Here is a 22,096-nt window from a genome sequence, read left to right as displayed (position 1 = left end):
TGATTTTGTTAGCGTCGCTCTACCACGCGACTCCGTTGCTACGGGAGAGCGCAAAGCCGATACAGGATCAGCCCCATGGAAGAGCAAGCGTCCCTGAGCATCACTGAACCCTCGATCGCCAAGAGCGCTTCCATTGCCACGATCGGCAAAAGCTGGGGATCGGTCGGCGTAACGGGCAGTGCTTCATTCGAATTGCCGCTGCCCCTTTCAGCTGGGCGCGGTTTCGACCCCGCCATGGCGCTGGGCTATGACAGCCAGGGTGGTAACGGTCCGTTCGGCATTGGCTGGCGTTTGGGCTCCAGTGCCATCACTCGCCAGACCAGCAAGGGCGTGCCCGATTACCTCGCCACCGACATCATGGTCGGCCCAGGTGGCGAGGAGTTGATGCCCGAGCTGGATGCCGAGGGCAAGCCAACGTCCAGAGAAGTAACCGAATATCGCGGCCTCTCCATTGGCAAGCACGACGTTGTGCGCTACTGGCCGCGGGTCGAGAGTTCGTTCGATCTGATCGAGCTGTGGCAACCGGAGGAAAAGCCGCCCTTCTGGCTGGTGCACGGGGCCGATGGCAGCCTGCATGTCTACGGTAAGACCGACGCTTCGCGGCGCGCCGAACCTATAGACACAACCAACCCTGTCGCGGCGCTGCGTATCGGTGTGTGGTTGCTGCTAGAAAGCATGAACCCTCATGGCGAACACATCTGTTTCGACTATAAGCCCGAGGATCAGGCTAACACCCCGGAGGACAAACACGACTATCGTGCCCAGCGTTACCTGCACCGGGTGTATTACGGCAATGCCAAGGCCAGCCAAGACCTGTATGCCTGGACAGTGGAAAACCCGGCGAGCCTGGATTGGCATTTCCACCTGCTGTTCGACTACGGCGAACGCACCCTCGACCTGGAAGCGAAGCCGATCTACGGCCCGCCGTTCGATGCTCCCGGCAATGGTCATGGTGAGTGGCAATTGCGCAGCGATCCCTTCCATAGCTACACCTACGGATTTGAACTAGGGACCCGCCGCCTGTGCCATCAGGTCTTGATGTTTCACCATTTCCCCGAGCACTTAGGTCCGAAACCTGTGCTGGTTCGGCGATTGTTGCTGGAATACCCTACGACTCACCGGACATATAACCAACTGAAAAAAGCGCACTATCAGTCATACGACGCCAGCGGCGCCGTGGAAAACATGCCGCCAGTTGAGTTCGACTATTCAGAGTTCGAACTCAACAAGCAGTCGAAACCGTTCCCGTTCGAAAACATGCCCGGCATCGAGGACGGCGCGCTTCATCAATGCGTTGATTTGTTCGGTGAAGGTGTGCCGGGTTTTCTCTGTCGTTACGACCAGAGCTGGTATTACCGCGAACCCTTGCGCGCGCTGACAGGGGCCGATGACATCCACTACGGTCCCTGGACAGAACTGTCCCGAATCCCCGTAGCCAATCGCAATCAACCGACCTATCAGGCGTTGACCGACCTGACCGGCGACGGCCGGCTGGACTGGATCCTCGCGTCCCCCGGCATGAGCGGTTTCCACACCCTCAACCCCGATCGCAGCTGGTCAGGGTTCATTCCCTTTACAGCATTCCCGGTGGAGTTTTTCCAAACGCTTACACAGTCTGGCGATTTGATGGGCGACGGGCTCAGTTCGATGGCGCTGATCGGCCCGCGCAGCGTGCGCCTGTACGCCAATCGGCGTGAGGAAGGTTTCGCGCCGGGCCAGGACGTCGAGCACACACCGGACACCGATCGCCTGCCGCTGTTCAGCAACGCTCGCAGCGAACTGGTATTGCTCGGTAATTTACTGGGCAGCGACATGACCGAGCTGTGCCGCATCCGGCACGACGAAATCAAATGCTGGCCGAACCTTGGTCACGGTCGGTTCGGCAAAGGCTTCGTCATGAGTGCCCTGCCCTTCGACTACGCGACATTCGACGCGGCGCGGGTGCGGATTGCCGATCTGGACGGCTCCGGTGCACCGGCACTGATTTATCTGAAATCCGACTGTTTCGAGATCTATTTCAATCACGGCGGCAATGGTCTGGAGCAAACCCCTGTAACGGTGCCGTGGCCCGAAGGAATCCGCTACGACAACCTGTGCCAGGTCACCCTCGCCGACCTGCAAGGCCTGGGATGCGCGAGCCTGATCTTGACCGTGCCGCACATGAAACCACGGCACTGGCGCTACGATTTCGTCAGTGCCAAGCCGTACATGCTGGTCGCCAGCAACAACAACATGGGCTGCAGCACTCAGGTGGTGTATCGCAGTTCGGCGCAGGAATGGCTGGATGAAAAGAATCGGATACTCACGTTCAAACGTCTGCCGATTTCCTACTTGCCGTTCCCGGTGCCCGTGGTCAAGCAACAAAACCAGCTCGATGAAATCACCGGCAACTGCCTGAACCAGTTTTTCCAGTATTTGCAGGGTTATTACGATGGCCAGAACCGCGAGTTTCGTGGCTTTGGCCTGCTGCGCCAGACCGACAGCGAAACGGCCACACGGGCAGATGACACCGGTTTTACCGCCCCGGCGCTGGTCTGCACCTGGTTTCACACCGGACGGCAAATCGACCTGCCACGCGATGGCTATTTCAACCGTGACTCCGAAGCCTGTGATTTGAAACCCACGCTGTTCTGCCAGTACCACCACAACGACGCTTTCGATGAGCCGATCCCGCCGCCCGACGAAGCCACCGCCCACGAAATCGCCAACGCCCTCGCCGGTTCGGTGTTGCGCGTGGAGACCTACGCCGCCGACGATGACCTGGCCACGGCGGTGCCGTTCGCGGTGGAGGAAAGCCGTTACAAGGTTCGCGAACTGCGCAAAAAGGCAGACCATGACGCGCATCCGGTCATGCAGCCCTTGCAACTGGAAACGATCAGCTACCAGTACGAACGCTTCGTGAATGACCCGCTGTGCCGACATGAAATCACCTTGAGCCACGACGAGTTCGGCCTGCCTGTGCATGCCATCACGGTCAGCTATGCGCGACGCCAGACCGAGCAGGATGAACCGCCCTTCGACGACGTCGATGAGCAGAAATGGTGGCTTGATGCCCATGACCCGGCGCAACAGTCTTATTACCTGAACGAAACCCGCGCCAAGTTCATTCATTTGCAGAAGTTGGAGGACTGGCAAGGCTGGCGACTGGGTCTGCCCTATCTGCAACGGGGCAATGCGTTGGTACTGCCCAAGAAGCCAGCCGCCGGGGGGCTCGCTCCCGCAGACATTTCTTATGAGGGCTTGCTCGAACTGTACGCCTCGCCCGAATGGGTGGCTCAGCGGCTACTGACCACGCAGTCGGTCTATCGCTACTTCAAGACTGACGGCCGGGCACTGCTTGCCGACGGCGAGGCGGATTTCGAGGCACTGCGGGCGCCGCTGGAAATTGCCCAACTGGACAAGACCGCACTGCAAGCCTATGACACGGTGGAGTCGCTGGATATTCGGGACGAACTGGGAAAAATCGGTTATTCGGCCATGCCTCTGGTGCTGGGGATAAACCCGGCGGCAGACCGGGAAGAGGACGAGGAGAGAAATCTATGGTCGTCGCGGTACGGTTTTGCCAAATACGGCAAGCTCGATAGCTTTTATAAAGTGATGGAGTACAACGAAACCCCCAGCTACGGCATCACGAAAGCCCAATACGACGCCTACTGTCTGCTGCCGAAAAGCATCACCCAGCCGGACTTGTGCGAAGCCCGTTTCGAATATGACTACCACGCGCTGCAACTCATGCGCAGCTTCGATGCCAATGAAAATGTCGAGGAAGCCCTTTACGAGCCGTCCGGACAACCCCTTGCCATCAGTTTTTATGGCACTGAAGGCGGCGAAAAAGTTGGTTTTCGCCCCCTCGACGAACACGAACGTCCCATTGACCATCGTCCAGACCCGGCCATCGAAGATCCCAAAGGCGCCCTGCAAAAAGCAGCCAGCGTATTGCGCAAGGACCTGTTCAGCTGGATGGGCGAACTCCCCCCGTCCGTCAGCCAGACACCTGACTGGCTGGCCACCTGGATCGACCAGGGTTACGTGCTACCCAGCCTGCACATTTGCGCCAGCGCCCGCCGTCGCCTGTCCCGGCTCAAGTCCCTGACCGCGCCTGAACAAGCACTGCTCGACCTGATCCGCACGGTGCCCCGCGAACCGGTGCACAGCGTCGTCCTCACCGCCGACCGCTATTGGGATGATGTGCTGCAACAAATCCAGATCGTCAAAGTCTTTGTGGACGGTTTCGGCCGGACACTGCAGACCAAACAGTTGGTCGAGCCAGGGCTGGCTTTTGTGGTGGTAAACGGTGAGCTGGTGATTGAAGACGGCAAACCCAAGGTCGCGCACGCCGATCCGCGCTGGCGCGTCAGCGAACGTGTGGAATACAACAAGGGGTCGGCCGTTCGGGTATTTCGCCCTTATTTCGCCGATAGACATTGCTATATCAATGACCATTCCTTCCGGGAGTTCGGCCATCACGATCAGAACTTTTACGACGTGCTGGGTCGTCTGTACAAAGTCATCAACGCCAAAGGAGATGTCGCGCTCGAGATCATCCATCCCTGGTACACCACCAGCCTGGATTTCAACGACACCTACGTTGTACCGCCTGAAGGTGAGCTGAAAGCAGGCAAGCCATGACGACCTCGGTTCATTGGCGCACCCCGAACCTGACGGTCATCGATAGTCGGGGCTTGTCGATTCGCCAGGTCGCGTACTTGCGCAAGGTCGCTGCCGACCCCGTGGAAACTCTGATCGGCCGCCAGCGCTACGACGTTGCCGGGCGACTGCTCGAGCAATGGGATCCGCGACTGTTCGGTGTCGTCCCCAACATGGCCACGGTTTATCGCCTGTCCGGTGAGCCGTTGAAAGTCGATTCCGTCGACGCCGGTTGGCGTTTGAGCCTGCCTGGGCTGTCGGGGGAAGAGCTCCAGCGCTGGGACCAACGCGGCAGTCATTGGCGCACCACCTACGACCGTCAGTTGCGTCCGATTGCCGTCGAGGAAATTGATACGCCGAACGTCGAAACCTTCTCCTATGCCGATGACTCCGCCGATCCCGCGTTTAACCGGCGCGGCCAACTGACCGGGCAACTCGACCGCTCCGGCACCTTGAGTTTCGACAGCTACAGCCTGCTCGGACAACCCTTGCGCGAAACCCGAACCCTGGTCGAGGGCCCCCCCTACCGCAGCAGCCGAATGTATAGCCCAATCGGAACAGTGCTGAGCCAGACCGATGCCGGTGAGCACCAGCAACAGTCGCGCAACGACATCGCCGGACAACTCAAGCAGGTTGAACTGCGGATCAAAGGCAGCCCGAACTGGCAGCCGGTGCTCAAAGACGCGCAGTACAACGCCGCCGGCCAGATCATCGAACAACGCGCTGGCAACGACGTGCTCAGCACCTGGACCTACGACCCGGCCGATGGGCGCCTGGCTACGCAACAGGCACAAAAAAACGCCGAGCCGGCGCTGCAGGACCTGGAATATTTCTACGATCGCGTCGGCAACATCACCCGTCTCGAAGACCACACCTTCCAGCCGATCTATTTCGCCAACCAGCTGGTCGACGGCCACCGTGACTTCACCTATGACTCGCTATACCGCCTGACCCGCGCCAGCGGTTGCGACGATGCGCCGCCGTCGGACATTCCGGGCCGGCCCCTGCCCGGGGATCCGAACAATCGGCTCAACTACACGCAACACTACGAGTACGACGCCGGTAACAACCTGATCGAACTGCGGCACGTGCGGGCGGGAGCCTCACACACCCGCGCAATGTTCATCGACCCTGGCAGCAACCGTGGTGTGCGCTGGAAAGAGGGAGATCCTGCCCCGGTTTTCCCCGCGTTGTTCGACGTTCATGGCAACCTCCAGGCCTTGCAGCCGGGCAAGACCTTGACGTGGAACAGCCTGGATCAGCTGGAAGCGGTGACGCTGGTCAACCGCGACAACGGCCCCAATGACCAGGAGTACTACCGCTACAGCCAGGGCGTGCGCGTGTTCAAACGGCATGAAACCCACACACCTTCGCTGACTCACTTCCAGGAAGTGATCTACCTGCCGGGACTGGAAATCCGCACCCGCGACAACGGCGAAGAACTGCACGTGATCACCCTGCCCGGCGGGCACGGCAACGTGCGTTGCCTGCACTGGGTCAGCGGCCAACCCGCGACCATCGCCGCCGATCAAGTGCGCTACAGCCTCGATGACCACTTGGGCTCCTCCACGCTGGAACTCGATCAACAGGCACAGGTGATCAGCCAGGAAGGTTATTACCCGTTCGGCGCCACGGCCTGGTATGCGCGGGGCAGCGAGCTGGACGTCGACTACAAAACCATCCGCTATTCGGGCAAGGAAATGGATGACAGCGGGCTGTATTACTACGGTGCGCGGTATTACGCGCCGTGGTTGCAGCGTTGGGTGAGTGCCGATCCGGCGGGGGATGTGGATGGGCTGAATTTGTTTGGGTTTGTGGGGAACAATCCCCTGAATTACTTCGATGAGAATGGTGCCGAACGCTCTCCCGCCGAACTAAGAGCGTCCCTCAATGAATATGTCAGTCTCTTGTCAGTGGTCAGTCAGAGGGCGGACAGGGCGATTTATCAGCTCTACAACATGACCCGAACACGAGATATCTATAAAAGATCTGGATTAAAACTCGGCTTTACAGCAGTCAGTCTTTCCGCACAGGCCGTAACGGCCACGACGGCCGGTATGCTGGCTGCAACGGCGACGGCCCCCCTCGGACCGGTTGCAGCCGTCGCCGCCGTTGTTGCGGGTGCCGCAGCTGCGGATATCACGAGCAACGCTCTGGACGAAGCTGCCAAAAATACCCGTTTCGGGTATCCATTGCTGCCCGGATCCGGTGACTTCAGCCTGGAAAGCCTGAACAAGACAGCCAACATCACGCCCTTCAGTGCGTTGGAAGAAGTGCAAGAATTAGTCAGCAAGTACGACCCGAGGACCGCAGAAGGAATCAAAGAGACGGCGATCGTGGCGGGCGTCGGGTTAGCCGACAAAGGGTTCAAATACGCTTCGCATCTGGAAAAGGCACTCGGCTTTTTGCGACTAGGTATCCAGGTGACAGAAGCCTTAAATGACAGTTTCGGCCAAAGAGACCTGGATGTAATCCGTGATGAACTCACTGCCCTGCTCAGCCACCTTGACGAGCAAGAAGACCTAGCCAATGTGGCCCTGACAGAACTTGAAAATAGCGGACACGAGGGTGAAGCCGCGGGGACGCTCAAGGTATTGCGTGAAGCGGAGCTCGTCACCAGCGGCAGAATCATACGGGTACTCGACCTAACTGATCGGATGTCTCAGTACTTGATGAAAAAAAATGCCGCCTGAGATTCAGCAATGAGTATATCGACCTCGCGTTGCGCGCCGAAGCTGATTGCCTATGACAGTCGAGGCTTACCGATCAGGCAAGTGGCTTACCTGTGCAAGGTCGTCAACGGGCCACTCGCAACCCTGATCAACCGCCAGCATTACAACGCCACCGGGCGACTGATAGAGCAATGGGATCCGCGCCTGTTCGGCACCGCTTCCAAACCCAACCTCGCCACCATCTATAGCCTGTCCGGTGAATCGCTCAAAGTCGACTCCGTCGATGCAGGCTGGCGTTTAAGCCTGCCGGGGCTGGCCGGGGAAGCATTGCAGCGCTGGGACCAACGCGGCAGTCATTGGCGCACCACCTACGACCGTCAGTTGCGGCCGATTGCCGTCGAGGAAATTGATACGCCGAACGTCGAAACCTTCTCCTATGCCGATGACTCCGCCGATCCCGCATTTAACCTGCGCGGCCAATTGACCGGGCAACTCGACCGCTCCGGCACCTTGAGTTTCGACAGCTACAGCCTGCTCGGACAACCCTTGCGCGAAACCCGAACCCTGGTCGAGGGCCCCCCCTACCGCAGCAGCCGAATGTATAGCCCAATCGGAACAGTGCTGAGCCAGACCGATGCCCGAGAGCACCAGCAACAGTCGCGCTACGACATCGCCGGACAACTCAAGCAGGTTGAACTGCGGATCAAAGGCAGCCCGAACTGGCAGCTGGTGCTCAAAGACGCGCAGTACAACGCCGCCGGCCAGATCATCGAACAACACGCCGGCAATGAGGTGCTCAGCACCTGGACCTACGACCCGGCCGATGGGCGCCTGTCCACGCAACGGGCACAAAAAAACGCCGAGCCGGCGCTGCAGGACCTGGAATATTTCTACGATCGCGTCGGCAACATCACCCGTCTTGAAGACCACACCTTCCAGCCGATTTTTTTCGCCAACCAGCTGGTCGACGGCCACCGCGATTTCACCTATGACTCGCTGTACCGCCTGACCCGCGCCAGCGGTTACGACGATGCGCCGCCGTCGGACATTCCGGGCCGGCCCCTGCCCGGGGATCCGAACAATCGGCTCAACTACACGCAACACTACGAGTACGACGCCGGTAACAACCTGATCGAACTGCGGCACGTGCGGGCGGGAGCCTCACACACCCGCGCAATGTTCATCGACCCTGGCAGCAACCGTGGTGTGCGCTGGAAAGAGGGAGATCCTGCCCCGGTTTTCCCCGCGTTGTTCGACGTTCATGGCAACCTCCAGGCCTTGCAGCCGGGCAAGACCTTGACGTGGAACAGCCTGGATCAGCTGGAAGCGGTGACGCTGGTCAACCGCGACAACGGCCCCAATGACCAGGAGTACTACCGCTACAGCCAGGGCGTGCGCGTGTTCAAACGGCATGAAACCCACACACCTTCGCTGACTCACTTCCAGGAAGTGATCTACCTGCCGGGACTGGAAATCCGCACCCGCGACAACGGCGAAGAACTGCACGTGATCACCCTGCCCGGCGGGCACGGCAACGTGCGTTGCCTGCACTGGGTCAGCGGCCAACCCGCGACCATCGCCGCCGATCAAGTGCGCTACAGCCTCGATGACCACTTGGGCTCCTCCACGCTGGAACTCGATCAACAGGCACAAGTGATCAGCCAGGAAGGTTATTACCCGTTCGGCGCCACGGCCTGGTACGCGCGGGGCAGCGAGGTGGACGCCGACTACAAAACCATCCGCTATTCGGGCAAGGAAATGGATGACAGCGGGCTGTATTACTACGGTGCGCGGTATTACGCGCCGTGGTTGCAGCGTTGGGTCAGTGCCGATCCGGCGGGGGATGTGGATGGGCTGAACTTGTATGGGTTTGTGGGGAACAATCCAGTCTGTTACGTCGACGTCAATGGCGAAGTCAAATGGCCGAGTATGGCTGACTTCCACGCGGGGACAGACAGGATTATTGCCTCGGAAAACGCCAGCTACGCCAAATATGGCCAGGCGTTAGCGACACGCCGTTTAAGACAGCAAATGAACAAGCAAGTGGCTCGTCATATAGAAATACTCGGGATTACCAAACGCCGGACACGAGACGCCGGCCAGCAACTCAGTTCGATGGGCTCAGGTACAGACATCGCGCTTGCGGCGACGCGCAGAGCGATGGTGCTGGTCGCAGGTAAAGCCATCAGTTATGGCGTGGGGATTGCCGTCGGCATTGGGGCTCAGTCCTTGGGCATAGTGGCCCCTGGGGTCGGAAACGTGGTGGGTGCAGGATTAGGGATCGGCGCCAAACTCGCCGTCAGCGGCCTCGTGGACTACGTTGCCGAAAGAACAGGCTTGAGCGCATCCGTAAACTTGAAAACCACAAGACTGAGCCCAGAAAGAATAATAGGGAAAGCTGAATATAAGCAGATGGAGCCGGTTGAATATATAAAAGCAAAATATCGAAACATGAACTTGGGCTCTCAGAAGTCGGGGTTGAAACTTACAAAAGAAGCTACTGCCTTGGCCTCCAGTGAAATATTGAAGAGAACGCTGACAGGACTTCCTTCGGAAGCAGTGAGTGCAATCAGCAGTGGCGTAGGCGTCATATTGGGGTTACCGGAAATATTCAATGAAACAATTGGGGCCAGCAAGGAGAAATCTGGCGAAAAAATGGATGCGTTCGAAAGAGGTATTCTCGGGCTCGCAGATGCTATTGAGTCCAGTATTGATAGCATTCACGAGCATGCCGACGCCCTTTCCGACACCAGTATCAATGGGATCGATATTCAAAGCCTGGATAAGGAAACGGGTAAAATCACCGGCATGCTGTACAGTCTGGTGAATACTATTCGAACTCATAGAAACAGCGGTAAAGCCGCCGCATAAACGGATGAGCTTTACACGGGCAACGCTGTCCACACGCGGCGTGCATGCTATGGTGCGCGCCCGTATTGCTGACTGTTTACTACGCCATGCTTGCGACCTCCCGGACGGTACGTCTGATGCTGTACACCTTGCTGATTGTTGCTGGCGCAGCGCTGGCAGCCGGGCTTGCCGTGCGCCACACCGAGCGCCAGGCGCTGGTCGAAGACGCCGCCCGCGCCAATCAGCAGTTGGCGCTCTACGCCAATTCCCTGCACACCCTGATCGACCGCTACCGCGCCCTGCCGGCAGTCCTTGCGCTGGACCCGGAGTTACGCGCCGCGCTCAAGGGTTCCGTGTCCGCTGAACAGCAGGAGGCACTGAACCGCAAACTGGAAAAGATCAACGGCGCGGCGCAATCCTCGACCCTGGAATTGCTCGACCACACCGGTCTGGCGGTGGCCGCGAGTAATTGGCGTTTACCCAGCAGTTACGTCGGTCACAACTATGGCTTTCGCCCCTATTTCAGCCAAACACGCACCCAGGGCACCGGGCGCTTTTACGCGGTGGGCGTGACCAGCGGAATTCCCGGTTACTTCCTGTCCAGCGCAGTCACCGGCGACGACGGTCAGTTCCTCGGCGCCATGGTGGTGAAGCTCGAATTTCCGGAACTGGAGCGCGAGTGGCGTCAGGGCAGCGACACGTTGCTGGTCAGCGATGCACGCGGGATTATCTTCATCGCCAATCAGCCGGGCTGGCGCTATCGCCTGTTGAAACCGCTGAGTGACAGCGATCACGCCGAACTCAAGGTCACCCGCCAATACGACAAACAACCGCTGACACCGCTCGAGTATCAATCGGTGCAGCGCTTCGACGACAACAGTGACCTGACGCGGGTTGTGGGGCCTGACGGGACGGCGAATTACCTGTGGGAATCGCTACCGCTGAGCACTGAAGGCTGGACCTTGCACCTGCTGCGCCGCCCGCAAATCGCGTTCGAAGACAGGCGCAACGCCGGGCTCGCCGCCGCCGGGTTGTGGCTGGCGGTGGTGTTTCTGTTGCTGTTTCTCAATCAGCGCTGGCGTCTGGCCAAGCTGCGCCAGCGCAGTCGTGAAGAGCTGGAACAACTGGTGGAAGAGCGCACTCGCGACCTGCGCACCGCCCAGGACGGTCTGGTGCAGTCGGCCAAACTCGCCGCCCTCGGCCAGATGTCTGCCGCGCTGGCCCATGAAATCAATCAGCCGTTGACCGCCCAGCGCATGCAGCTTGCTACGCTGAGGCTGCTGCTCGATCACGGCCGGGTCGACGACGCTTACAAGGCGCTCAAACCGGTGGATGACATGCTGACGCGCATGGCCGCCCTCACCGGCCACCTGAAAACCTTCGCCCGCAAAAGCCCCAGCGGCTTGCGCGAACGCCTGGATTTGGCGGCGGTGGTCGATCAATCCTTGCAGTTGCTGGATGCGCGCCTGCGTGACGAGCGCATCAGCACCGTGCTGCACCTGACGCGCCCGGCCTGGGTGCGTGGCGATGCGATTCGCCTGGAGCAGGTGCTGATCAATTTGTTGCGCAATGCCCTGGACGCCATGCAGGACAAACCCTGCAAACGCCTGGAAATCCGTCTCGAAGCCGACGAACAACTCTGGCGCCTGACGGTTGCTGACAACGGTGGCGGCATTGCCCAAGAGCACTTGGCCAACGTGTTTGATCCGTTTTTCACCACCAAACCGGTGGGTGATGGCCTGGGCCTCGGGCTGGCCGTATCCTTTGCCATCGTTCACGAATCGGGCGGACGCCTGAGCGCCGACAATCATGCCAACGGCGCGGTGTTCACCGTGACCTTACCCATCGACCTGGAGGCCCCTGGCTCATGCTGAATTCCGTGATGGTGGTCGACGACGAAAGCAGCATTCGCAGTGCCGTCGAACAATGGCTGAGCCTGTCGGGGTTCGAGGTGCAGTTGTTCAGCCGCGCCGATGAGTTCCTGGCGCAGTTGCCGAAGCATTTCCCCGGGGTGATCCTCAGCGACGTGCGCATGCCTGGCATGACCGGCCTGGAACTGTTGGCCGAGGTTCAGCGCCGCGATGCCGACTTGCCGGTGATTCTGCTGACCGGTCACGGCGATGTGCCGATGGCGGTCGAAGCGATGCGCGATGGCGCCTACGACTTCCTGGAAAAACCCTTCAGCCCCGAAACCCTGCTCGGCAGTCTGCGTCGTGCGCTGGACAAGCGGTGGCTGGTGCTGGAAAACCGCGCCCTGCATGAGCAGGCGGACAACCGCGCCAAACTCGATGCGACGTTGCTGGGCGTGTCCCGTGGTTTGCAGACGCTGCGTCGGCAAGTGCTGGACCTGGCGACGCTGCCGGTCAATGTGTTGATTCGCGGTGAAACCGGCAGCGGCAAGGAATTGGTCGCCCGTTGCCTGCACGACTTTGGTCCGCGCGCCGACAAACCGTTTGTGGCGTTGAACTGTGCGGCGATCCCCGAGCAGCTGTTCGAGGCCGAGCTGTTCGGCCATGAGAGCGGCGCGTTCACCGGCGCCTCGGGCAAACGCATCGGCAAGCTCGAATACGCCGATGGCGGCACGCTGTTTCTCGATGAAATCGAAAGCATGCCGCTGGCCCAACAGGTGAAATTGCTGCGGGTGTTGCAGGAGCAGAAGCTGGAGCGGCTGGGCTCCAATCAGAGCATCCGCGTGGATTTGCGAATCATCGCCGCGACCAAACCCGACTTGCTGGACGAAGCCCGGGCCGGACGCTTTCGCGAGGATCTGGCCTATCGATTGAACGTGGCCGAGTTGCGGCTGCCACCGTTACGCGAGCGGCGTGAAGACATTCCGTTGTTGTTCGAGTCGTTCGCACAAAATGCCGCCGAGCGGTTGGGGCGCACGTTTCCACCACTGAGCGGCCCGCAGTTGAGCCATCTGTTGAGCCATGACTGGCCGGGCAACGTACGCGAATTGGCGAACGTCGCTGAGCGACAAGTGTTGGGGCTGGGCGAGCCGGAACCGGTGGGGATCGACCCTGGGCAGTCGCTGGCGGCGCAGCAGGAAGCGTTTGAAGCGCATTGTTTACGCGCGGCGTTGACCCGGCATAAGGGCGATGTGAAAGCGGTATTGGAAGAACTGCAACTGCCGCGCCGGACGTTCAATGAAAAGATGCAGCGCCATGGCCTGACCCGCGAGATGTTCCTGCAAGACAGCTGATTTTTGCGTTGCCTGACCAGGCCCCTTCGCGAGCAAGCCCGCTCCCACATTTGAACTGTGTACACCGGACCATTGTGGGAGCGGGCTTGCTCGCGAAGAGGCCGGCACAAACAACGCACTTCATGACCCATAGGCAATTTTCCGCTCACACACCATCCAGCATAAGCGGATTTCCGCTCGCTCAAGCTGCAAAACCCCTCTAAACCGGCCCTCCTCCCTTTGGCACATCTCCTGCTATAGCCCCAGCAGGCTGCGTTTCAACGCGCTCCACAAAAACAATTAAATGAAGGATCCGTCATGGATAACTCACAAACCCTGCCTCTTGGGTCGGCAGCTTCGCCTGCCAAAGAAAGAACCACTGCCAGTCGCATCAAATCGATCTTCAGCGGCTCCGTCGGCAACATGGTCGAGTGGTACGACTGGTACGTCTACGCCGCCTTCTCCCTGTACTTTGCCAAGGCCTTTTTCCCCAAAGGCGACACCACCGCGCAACTGCTGAACACCGCCGCGATCTTCGCCGTGGGCTTCCTGATGCGCCCGATCGGTGGCTGGCTGATGGGCCTCTACGCCGACAAGGCCGGGCGCAAGAAAGCACTGATGGCTTCGGTGTATCTGATGTGTTTCGGCTCGCTGCTGATTGCCCTGAGCCCTGGTTATGAAACCATCGGCATTGGCGCACCGATCCTGCTGATTTTCGCCCGCCTGCTGCAGGGCCTGTCGGTCGGTGGCGAGTACGGCACCTCGGCGACGTACCTCAGCGAGATGGCGACCAAGGATCGTCGCGGCTTCTACTCCAGCTTCCAGTACGTGACCCTGATCTCCGGCCAGCTCATCGCGTTGGCAGTGCTGATCGTGCTGCAACAGACCCTGACCACCGAACAGCTGTATGCCTGGGGCTGGCGCATCCCGTTCGCCATTGGCGCGCTGTGTGCCGTTGTCGCGCTGTACCTGCGTCGTGGCATGGAAGAAACCGAGTCGTTCACCAAGAAAGAGAAGGCCAAGGAAAGCGCGATGCGCACCTTGTTGCGTCATCCGAAGGAACTGATGACTGTGGTCGGCCTGACCATGGGCGGCACCCTGGCGTTCTACACCTACACCACGTACATGCAGAAATACCTGGTGAACACCGTCGGCATGAGCATCTCCGACTCCACCACTATTTCGGCCGCCACGCTGTTCCTGTTCATGTGCCTGCAACCGATCATTGGCGGGCTCTCGGATAAAGTCGGTCGCCGGCCAATCCTGATTGCCTTTGGTGTTCTCGGGACGCTGTTCACCGTGCCGATCCTGACCACCCTGCACACCGTGCAGACCTGGTGGGGCGCGTTCTTCCTGATCATGGCGGCGCTGATCATCGTCAGCGGCTACACCTCGATCAACGCGGTGGTCAAAGCCGAACTGTTCCCGACCGAAATCCGCGCGCTGGGCGTCGGCCTGCCGTACGCGCTGACCGTGTCGATCTTCGGCGGCACCGCTGAATACATCGCACTGTGGTTCAAGAGCATCGGCATGGAAACCGGTTACTACTGGTATGTCACCGCCTGTATTGCCGTGTCGTTGCTGGTCTACGTGACCATGAAAGATACCCGCAAGCATTCGCGGATCGAGACGGATTGAGTCCGCCCGCGCCATAAAAACAGGGGCAGACCTTAACGGGTCTGCCCCTTTTTTATTTGCCTCAACCCAAACCCTGTGGGAGCGGGCTTGCTCGCGAAAGCGGTTTAACAGGCAACTTATTTGTTGGATGTGACACCGTCTTCGTCGGAACGCCGCCCGGAGACAAGCCCGCTCCCACAGGGTTCTGGGTCGATCCCGGATTTGGAGCTCATTGCTGGAAATTATCGGCTCGTCCTTGCACCATGGCGTCTCCCGAGAGCTCCTGGAATTTACGCCATGCCCGACGACATCCATTTCTACGAACCCGCCAACGGCCACGGCCTGCCGCATGACCCGTTCAACGCCATCGTCGGCCCGCGCCCCATTGGCTGGATTTCCTCCCAGGATGCCGATGGCCGCCTGAACCTGGCGCCCTACAGCTTCTTCAACGCCTTCAACTACATTCCGCCGATCATTGGTTTTTCCAGTGTCGGGCGCAAAGACAGCCTGAATAACATCGAGCGCACCGGCGAGTTCGCCTGGAACCTGGCGACCCGTCCGCTGGCCGAGCAGATGAACCAGTGCTCTGCCATGGTCGGGTCTGAGGTCAACGAGTTCGAGCTGTCCGGACTCACCCCGGCAGCGTCGAAAATCATTCAGGTGCCGCGCGTCGCCGAAAGTCCGGTGTCCTTCGAGTGCAAGGTCACGCAGATCATTCAGTTGCAGCGGGCTGATGGCAACGTGGTGCCGAGCTGGCTGATTCTCGGCGAAGTGGTCGCCGTGCACATCGCCAAGTGGCTGTTGAAGGATGGGGTGTACGACACCGCCGCGGCAGAACCGATTCTGCGCGGCGGCGGGCCAGCGGATTATTTCCAGCTGGGGCCTGAGGCGTTGTTCAAGATGTATCGCCCGGGGGCGAAAAGGTAATTACCAGATCAGGTCGCCGTCTTCACTGACATCTTTGAGGTGGGTCAGTTGCAGCGCGGCGGCTTCATCGGCCTCGCGGGCAGTTTTGAAGGTCTGTTCTTCGAGCAGCTTGTGAAAGCGCGGTGCGCCCGAACCACCGATGGCCTTGGTGGCAATCGCGGCGTTATAACCGCCTTCACGGGGTACTACGGCCGATACGGCTTCGAAGGTTTCAAAGGCTTTGCGTGCCATGTCGCGGATCCTGCTGAATGGAGAATTGAGCCATTAAACCCTCAACCCGCCATTTTGTGTACCCACGACTGGGACTGCCCCTGCGCCTGGGCAGCCGACACGTCCTTGAAGGTATGAAAATCCAGGCTGTTGACCACCAGGTCTTGCACCAACCCGGCAAAAATCTGCATGGCCGGGGTGCTGAAGTAAGCGGTCATGGCCTGCTGGTTCATCCAGAAACCGGACACCAGCCACAACTCCGGATCGCACTGCGAATGTTGCAGGGCAAAATTCAGGCAACCCGGTGCGCTGCGGGACGGCTCGATCAAGGCGCTGAGGCGCGCACCGAGTTCCGCCGAACGCCCGGCGCGGGCGCGTACAAAGGCCATATGACTGACGGGGATCTGCGTAGACATGTTCAACCCTCCCAGGTACTCGAGTGGCAGCCGTGGGACGGGCTGCGACAGGATCAAAGGTTAAGCGCGCCGGTGGAAGCGCGGTTAGTCGATTCCTGCCGGCTTATTGCACAATCCTGCGCGGCTTCTCGAAAAACCTGTAACAACCTGTAAAAGCTTTGGTGCCAATGAAACAGGGCTTTCAAGCAAGTTTTCCTTGGGTTGGCCTGTCATAGAGGTGCCGTCAATTCACTCCGTGCAGAATCAGGCAAGGTTGAGGCAGGATGTGTCTACCGCTTCGTCTTGCACAAACTTAAGCTCACCTCATTACTGACGCCCCACCGAGGATGCCTTGCATGTCGTCGCTCGATCATTTTCAAGCCCCGCTGGACGCCGACATGGAGAAACAGCGCGCAGAACTGGCCGCTATCATTCGCCATAACACGGCGGAGGATGGCACTTATGCCACTGCCGTCGGCTCGCTCTTCATGTCTCGCCATAGCCAGTCCCATGAGTTTGCCCCGGTACTGGCGCAACCCGCGCTGTGCATCATGGCGCAGGGCCGTAAAGAGGTCAGGCTGGCCGATGAATACTTCAATTACGATCCGCTGAACTACCTGGTGGTCTCCGTCTCGATGCCATTGAGCGGACGCGTGGTGAACGTCACGTCTGAAGAACCGATCCTCGCGGTGCGGCTGGATATCGACCCGGCGGAAATCTCCGCGCTGATTGCCGATGCCGGTCCTCTCGGTGTGCCCACCCGGCCAACGGGGCGCGGCTTGTACGTCGAACGGATCGACACCGCGATGCTCGATGCGGTGTTGCGTCTGGCACGCTTGCTGGATGCGCCGAAAGACATCGCCATGCTCGCGCCGCTGATTCGCCGGGAGATTCTTTATCGGTTGTTGCGCAGTCAGCAGGGCCATCGGCTGTACGAAATCGCTATCGCCAACAGCCAGAGCCATCGCATCAGCCAGGCGATCAAATGGCTCAATGGCAACTATGAACAGCCGCTGCGCATCGATGATCTGGCGAAGGAAGTGAACCTGAGCGTGTCGACGTTGCATCACCGCTTCAAGGCGATGACGGCGATGAGTCCGTTGCAGTATCAGAAGCAACTGCGCCTGCAAGAAGCGCGACGGTTGATGCTGGCGGAAGGCTTGGAGGCTTCGGCGGCGGGGTATCGGGTGGGGTATGAAAGTCCGTCGCAATTCAGCCGTGAGTACAGCCGATTGTTCGGGGCTCCGCCGCTCCGGGATTTGGCGCGGTTGCGGTTGTCAGTCTGATTCAGTTTTTGTGGTGCTGCGACTTACGCCTTCGCGAGCAAGCCCGCTCCCACAGTGATCTGTGGTGTTCACAAATCCAATGTGGGAGCGGGCTTGCTCGCGAAGAGGCCACTACAGTCAATCCACCTCTAAGAGTCAGGCGCTTAGTACTCGGCACGCCTCCGCTGGAAGGGTCACTGACACCGGATTGCCAATGCTCAACCCAAACCCCTGACACGGCGTACTCAACGCCGTAAACGACACCCCGGAACACTCCACGGTCGTTTCAATCGTCGCGCCAATATCACGCACAAACGTCACCTTACCGAGCAGCCGATTCCCCGCCGTCGCCTGTGGATGCGACAGTTGCAGGTCCTCAGGGCGAATCAGCATCTTCACCTTCTCACCCACCACAATGCTGCTGCAGATCGGCACTTCCAACGCATCGCCACCCGGCAACCCGACCTTGCCGTTGCCCAGCGCGGTGGCCGGGAAAATGTTGCCCGAGCCAATAAAGTCCGCAACAAATTCATTGGCAGGATGACGATAAATCTCAATCGGCGTGCCCACTTGCTGCACCCGATGTTCACCCAACACCACAACGATATCCGCCATGGTCATGGCTTCACGCTGGTCGTGAGTCACCATGATGGTGGTGATGTTCAAGCGTTGTTGCAGCTGACGGATTTCCACCTGCATCGATTCGCGCAGCTTGGCGTCGAGCGCCGACAGCGGCTCATCCAGCAGCAGGATTTTCGGCCGCGAGGCAATCGCCCGGGCAATCGCAACGCGCTGACGTTGACCACCGGAGAGTTTGGCCACCGGGCGATCAATCATCTCGCTCAGCTGAATCAGTTCGAGCAACTCCACCACCCGCGCCTGCTGATCGGCCTTGCTGACGCCACGCAGTTTCAGCGGATAGGCGATGTTCTCCCCCACTGTCATGTGCGGGAACAGCGCCAGGGATTGAAACACCATGCCGAAATTACGTTGATGCGCCGGCGTGTGGCCGATGTCTTCACCATCCAGGCGAATCTCGCCGCCGCTCAGGGTTTCGAGCCCTGCAATCATTCGCAGCAAGGTGGTTTTGCCGCAGCCCGACGGGCCGAGGAAACACACCAGTTTGCCCTCAGGCAAATGCAGGTTTACATCCTTTACCGCGCAGGCCGAGCCGTAATGTTTCTCGACGTTTTCCAGAATCAGACCAGTCATTTGAATCACCTCAAGAAATCAGAACGAAACGCCGCCTTCGCCAACCAACTTTTCCAGCGCCCAAATGAGCACGAAGTCGATCAGCACGATCAGCACGGCAAACGAAAATACGGTTGGGTCGAGCGAAGACACGGTGCGGCTGTACATCCAGATCGGCACGGTCATGACGTCGATGGTGTAGAGGAAGTAGGTCACGGTGAATTCGTTGAACGAGACGATGAACGCCAGCAGCATCCCCGCCAGAATCCCCGACTTCATCAACGGCACCACCACATCGATAATCGCCCGGGTCGGTGAAGCACCCAGCATTTGCGCGGCTTCTTCGACTTCGCTGCCGATGGAGAGCATCGCAGCAGTACAGTTTTTCACCACGAACGGCAGCGCCAGGATCACGTGGGCAATCACCAGCCGCGACGTTGTGATTTGAAAGGGCAGGCTGTCAAACACCAGCAATAAAGCCAACCCCAACACCACCATCGGGAACACCAATGGCAGCGACATCAGTTGCAGCGCCACGGCTTTGCCGCGGAACTCGCAACGGGTCAGCGCGTAAGCGGCCGGCACCGCCACAATCGTCGCAAACACCATGGTCAGGCACGCCACCATCAGGCTGGTGGTCATGGCTTTACCGAGGCTCAGCACATCGCTTGCATCCGGCGACACGAAGGTGTGCCAGGCAGCCTTGTACCATTGCAGGCTGTAACTGCTCGGTGGGAAGTCGAGGTTCGACGCACCGCTGAACGACATCACGATCATGGTCAGGATCGGCAACACCGCCAGCAGCAGGATGAAGCCCGAGAGGATGCCGGCAAACTTGCCGGTCTCGCCGGGCAGCAGCCCATAACGTTTCTTGATCAGGGTGCTCATTGGGAAGCCTCCAGCATGCGCCGACGACGGCCAGTGATGTATTCGGACAAGGTCATGATTGCGAGCGTGGTGACAATCAGCACCACACCGGCAGCGGAGGCGGCGGGCCAGTTCATCAGCGGGGCGATCTGGTCATGGACCATCACGGCCAGCATCGGCACGCGTCGGCCACCGAGCAGCAAGGGCACCACGAAGCTGCTGGCGTTGTAGGCGAATACCAACGTCGCGCCGGTAATGATCCCCGGCATGCTCATTGGCAGCACCACCTGACGGAATACCTGCAAACGGCTGGCACCCAGGGTTGCAGCGGCTTCTTCATAGGTACGGGCGACGCCGCGCATGGCGCTGGCAATCGGCAGCACAGCCAACGGGAACGCGGTTTGCACCAGGCCCATCAGTACGCCGTTCTGGTTGTAGAGCAGCATGATCGGACGCTTGATCAGGCCCAGGCCCATCAACGCCTGATTGAGCATCCCGCCAGGTCCCAGAATCACCAGCCAGCCATAGCTTTGCAGCAACAGGTTGACCAGCAATGGCAGCAGCACCGCCGCGAGGAAGATTCGCCGCACGAACGGCGAGGTCAGCCGCGACATGGTGTAGGCCACCGGGATCGCCAACACGACCGCGATCACCGCGCTGATCAAGGCCAGGCGCAGGGTCAGCAGCAAGGATTTGAGGTAGTACGGTTCCAGCAGCTGGGCATAACTGGCCAGGCTGAACCCGGTCCATTCCGCGCCTTTGGTGCCCACGCTCATGCGCAGTACCAGCAGGCTGGCGGCGATCAGTACGCCCAGAAACAGCATCGACGGCGAGAGGAAAATCCAGGCACGCGTCGTCGGCGAAACACCCCGATTGGTGCGCACTGTAGCGGCGACGACCGGATGAGTCAGAGGTTGGTGTTCCATAGCAAGGGTCTCGTCAATGGAAAGCAGCTGAACGAACACAAGACTTGAAACCACGTTGAACCCTGTGGGAGCGGGCTTGCTCGCGAAGAGGCTGTGTCAGTCGACATCAATGTTGAATGTCACACCGCATTCGCGAGCAAGCCCGCTCCCACATTGGATTTGTGGTGTCCCAGAAGGCTTGCGTACGCCACTCGATCAGGAAGAAAAGATTTCCGTGTAACGACGAATCCATTGGTCATGCACGGTGGCCAGGAAGGCGTTGTCGTGCATGATCGCCTTCTCGGCAATCTGCTCTGGCGTGAGGATGAACGGGCTCTTGCGCGCTTCGGCGGAGATGATCGCCTTGGCGTTGACCGGGCCGTTGTAGATGTCTTCAGCCATCTTGCCCTGCACCAACGGGTCCAGAGAGTGGTTGATGAAGGCGTAGGCCATGTCGGTGTCGCCCGGACGGTTCTTCGGCATCACCGATTGCATCAAGTCGGTGTAGAAACCTTCCTTCATGCCAAAGGTTGCACTTAGACCGTAGGCTGGATCGCGGATCTGTTTCGGGAAGAATGCCGGCGCATACAGGCCGCCCATGTCCAACGAACCGGTGCGGAACAGTTCGGCGATCTGGTTCGGGTTTTCACCCAGGGTCACTACGCGATCTTTCAGCTCGGCGAGTTTCTTGAAGCCCGGCTCAATGTTGTGTTCGTCACCACCGGCCAGTTTGGCGGCGATGATGATCAGGTCCATGGCCTCGGTCCAGTTTGGCGGCGGCAGGAAGATGTTCGGTGCCAGGTCCGCGTCCCACAGGGCGGCGTAGCTGTCCGGCGCTTCTTTCTGAGTGCGCGTGCTGTAAACCAGGCTGTTGCACCAGAGCAGGTAACCGATGCCGTGGCCATTGGCGCCGGTGCGGTATTTTTCCGGCACGTCGACCAGGTTGGGAATGCGGTTGAGGTCGGGTTTTTCCAGCAGGTTGGCGGCGGCCAGACCTTCGGCGCCGACGCCGGCCAGGGTGATGATGTCGTACTGTGGACGATCACCGCCGGCCTTGAGTTTGGCGACCATTTCCGAGGTGCTGCCGGTGCGGTCAGCGATGACCTTGCAGCCGTACTTGTCTTCGAAGGTCGCGGCGATATTACGCAGGGCTGCCAGGCCGGTGTCATCGGACCAGGTCAGCAAACGCAGGGTCTTGCCCGCAAAGCGTGTGTCGCTGGCATTGGCCTTGATGAACGGCATGCTCATGGCGGCCGCGGCCACCGAGGCTACGCCTACGGTCTTGATGAATTGACGTCTGTTCAGATCATGTTCGCCCATTACGGACTCCCTTTGTTTTTGTAGGTATAAGGCAGGTCGAAACTGTTGC

At 59.5% G+C, this 22,096-nt stretch carries 14 protein-coding genes; 8 read left to right on the top strand and 6 right to left on the bottom strand.

The annotated features are described in order from the left end of the window. Window positions 1-75: 75 nt before the first annotated feature. The 7 genes from KGB03_RS20790 to KGB03_RS20760 all read left to right on the top strand — a co-directional run bounded on the left by KGB03_RS20790 (window position 76) and on the right by KGB03_RS20760 (window position 15,894). Entirely contained in the window at window positions 76-4,629 is a 4,554-nt protein-coding gene (locus KGB03_RS20790) for a SpvB/TcaC N-terminal domain-containing protein (RefSeq protein WP_223528663.1), read from the top strand. Then, the gene (locus tag KGB03_RS20785; RefSeq protein WP_223528659.1) at window positions 4,626-7,340 is read left to right on the top strand and encodes an RHS repeat domain-containing protein; all 2,715 of its coding nucleotides are present in this window, start codon (window positions 4,626-4,628) and stop codon (window positions 7,338-7,340) included. The genes KGB03_RS20790 and KGB03_RS20785 overlap by 4 nt, the downstream gene beginning before the upstream one ends. Window positions 7,341-7,349: 9 nt before the next feature. After that, on the top strand, window positions 7,350-10,190 hold the full coding sequence (locus tag KGB03_RS20780) for an RHS repeat domain-containing protein (protein ID WP_223528655.1): 2,841 nt from the start codon (window positions 7,350-7,352) through the stop codon (window positions 10,188-10,190). 86 nt (window positions 10,191-10,276) lie between these two features. Then, window positions 10,277-12,043, top strand: coding sequence for an ATP-binding protein (locus tag KGB03_RS20775; protein ID WP_218538856.1), 1,767 nt, complete (start codon window positions 10,277-10,279; stop codon window positions 12,041-12,043). After that, window positions 12,037-13,371, top strand: a complete 1,335-nt coding sequence (locus KGB03_RS20770; protein ID WP_223528652.1) for a sigma-54-dependent transcriptional regulator — start codon at window positions 12,037-12,039, stop codon at window positions 13,369-13,371. Before KGB03_RS20775 ends, KGB03_RS20770 begins: the two co-directional genes overlap by 7 nt. A 297-nt stretch (window positions 13,372-13,668) precedes the next feature. Further along, window positions 13,669-14,988: an MFS transporter gene (locus tag KGB03_RS20765; protein WP_192410325.1), complete on the top strand. Its 1,320-nt coding sequence runs from the start codon at window positions 13,669-13,671 to the stop codon at window positions 14,986-14,988. A 276-nt stretch (window positions 14,989-15,264) separates the two neighbouring features. Beyond that, on the top strand, window positions 15,265-15,894 hold the full coding sequence (locus tag KGB03_RS20760) for a flavin reductase family protein (RefSeq protein ID WP_223528648.1): 630 nt from the start codon (window positions 15,265-15,267) through the stop codon (window positions 15,892-15,894). On the opposite strand, the gene KGB03_RS20755 is transcribed toward KGB03_RS20760, so the two are convergent. Further along, window positions 15,895-16,125 carry a hypothetical protein gene (locus KGB03_RS20755; protein ID WP_033057544.1) on the bottom strand — a complete coding sequence of 77 codons (231 nt, stop codon included), beginning with the start codon at window positions 16,123-16,125 and terminating at the stop codon, window positions 15,895-15,897. It lies immediately after the preceding gene. Between the two features lie 41 nt (window positions 16,126-16,166). Further along, entirely contained in the window at window positions 16,167-16,520 is a 354-nt protein-coding gene (locus KGB03_RS20750; protein ID WP_192410323.1) for a putative quinol monooxygenase, read from the bottom strand. Between the two features lie 335 nt (window positions 16,521-16,855). On the opposite strand from KGB03_RS20750, the gene KGB03_RS20745 reads away from it, so the two are divergent. Next, window positions 16,856-17,785, top strand: coding sequence for an AraC family transcriptional regulator (locus tag KGB03_RS20745; RefSeq protein ID WP_111451946.1), 930 nt, complete (start codon window positions 16,856-16,858; stop codon window positions 17,783-17,785). 135 nt (window positions 17,786-17,920) lie between these two features. On the opposite strand, the gene KGB03_RS20740 is transcribed toward KGB03_RS20745, so the two are convergent. The 4 genes from KGB03_RS20740 to KGB03_RS20725 all read right to left on the bottom strand — a co-directional run bounded on the left by KGB03_RS20740 (window position 17,921) and on the right by KGB03_RS20725 (window position 22,047). Beyond that, window positions 17,921-18,976, bottom strand: a complete 1,056-nt coding sequence (locus KGB03_RS20740) for an ABC transporter ATP-binding protein (protein ID WP_223528643.1) — start codon at window positions 18,974-18,976, stop codon at window positions 17,921-17,923. 18 nt (window positions 18,977-18,994) lie between these two features. Continuing rightward, a complete protein-coding gene (locus KGB03_RS20735) occupies window positions 18,995-19,843 on the bottom strand; it encodes an ABC transporter permease (RefSeq protein ID WP_033057537.1) in 849 nt (282 codons plus the stop codon). Beyond that, the gene (locus tag KGB03_RS20730) at window positions 19,840-20,748 is read right to left on the bottom strand and encodes an ABC transporter permease (RefSeq protein ID WP_140893513.1); all 909 of its coding nucleotides are present in this window, start codon (window positions 20,746-20,748) and stop codon (window positions 19,840-19,842) included. Before KGB03_RS20730 ends, KGB03_RS20735 begins: the two co-directional genes overlap by 4 nt. A 195-nt stretch (window positions 20,749-20,943) precedes the next feature. Further along, on the bottom strand, window positions 20,944-22,047 hold the full coding sequence (locus tag KGB03_RS20725) for an extracellular solute-binding protein (RefSeq protein ID WP_111451950.1): 1,104 nt from the start codon (window positions 22,045-22,047) through the stop codon (window positions 20,944-20,946). Window positions 22,048-22,096 lie beyond the last annotated feature (49 nt).

It is taken from the genome of Pseudomonas sp. BF-B-26 (assembly GCF_019956495.1).
Taxonomy (GTDB): domain Bacteria; phylum Pseudomonadota; class Gammaproteobacteria; order Pseudomonadales; family Pseudomonadaceae; genus Aquipseudomonas.
The sequence above is the reverse complement of the archived record's forward strand: the minus strand, read 5'-3'. Positions and strand labels throughout refer to the sequence as shown.

Bases quoted from the DNA above. Each gene is read 5' to 3' on its own strand.
- KGB03_RS20790 (WP_223528663.1), top strand. From the start codon at position 76: ATGGAAGAGCAAGCGTCCCTGAGCATCACTGAACCCTCGATCGCCAAG.
- KGB03_RS20785 (WP_223528659.1), top strand. From the start codon at position 4,626: ATGACGACCTCGGTTCATTGGCGCACCCCGAACCTGACGGTCATCGAT.
- KGB03_RS20780 (WP_223528655.1), top strand. From the start codon at position 7,350: ATGAGTATATCGACCTCGCGTTGCGCGCCGAAGCTGATTGCCTATGAC.
- KGB03_RS20775 (WP_218538856.1), top strand. From the start codon at position 10,277: ATGCTTGCGACCTCCCGGACGGTACGTCTGATGCTGTACACCTTGCTG.
- KGB03_RS20770 (WP_223528652.1), top strand. From the start codon at position 12,037: ATGCTGAATTCCGTGATGGTGGTCGACGACGAAAGCAGCATTCGCAGT.
- KGB03_RS20765 (WP_192410325.1), top strand. From the start codon at position 13,669: ATGGATAACTCACAAACCCTGCCTCTTGGGTCGGCAGCTTCGCCTGCC.
- KGB03_RS20760 (WP_223528648.1), top strand. From the start codon at position 15,265: ATGCCCGACGACATCCATTTCTACGAACCCGCCAACGGCCACGGCCTG.
- KGB03_RS20755 (WP_033057544.1), bottom strand. From the start codon at position 16,125: ATGGCACGCAAAGCCTTTGAAACCTTCGAAGCCGTATCGGCCGTAGTA.
- KGB03_RS20750 (WP_192410323.1), bottom strand. From the start codon at position 16,520: ATGTCTACGCAGATCCCCGTCAGTCATATGGCCTTTGTACGCGCCCGC.
- KGB03_RS20745 (WP_111451946.1), top strand. From the start codon at position 16,856: ATGTCGTCGCTCGATCATTTTCAAGCCCCGCTGGACGCCGACATGGAG.
- KGB03_RS20740 (WP_223528643.1), bottom strand. From the start codon at position 18,976: ATGACTGGTCTGATTCTGGAAAACGTCGAGAAACATTACGGCTCGGCC.
- KGB03_RS20735 (WP_033057537.1), bottom strand. From the start codon at position 19,843: ATGAGCACCCTGATCAAGAAACGTTATGGGCTGCTGCCCGGCGAGACC.
- KGB03_RS20730 (WP_140893513.1), bottom strand. From the start codon at position 20,748: ATGGAACACCAACCTCTGACTCATCCGGTCGTCGCCGCTACAGTGCGC.
- KGB03_RS20725 (WP_111451950.1), bottom strand. From the start codon at position 22,047: ATGGGCGAACATGATCTGAACAGACGTCAATTCATCAAGACCGTAGGC.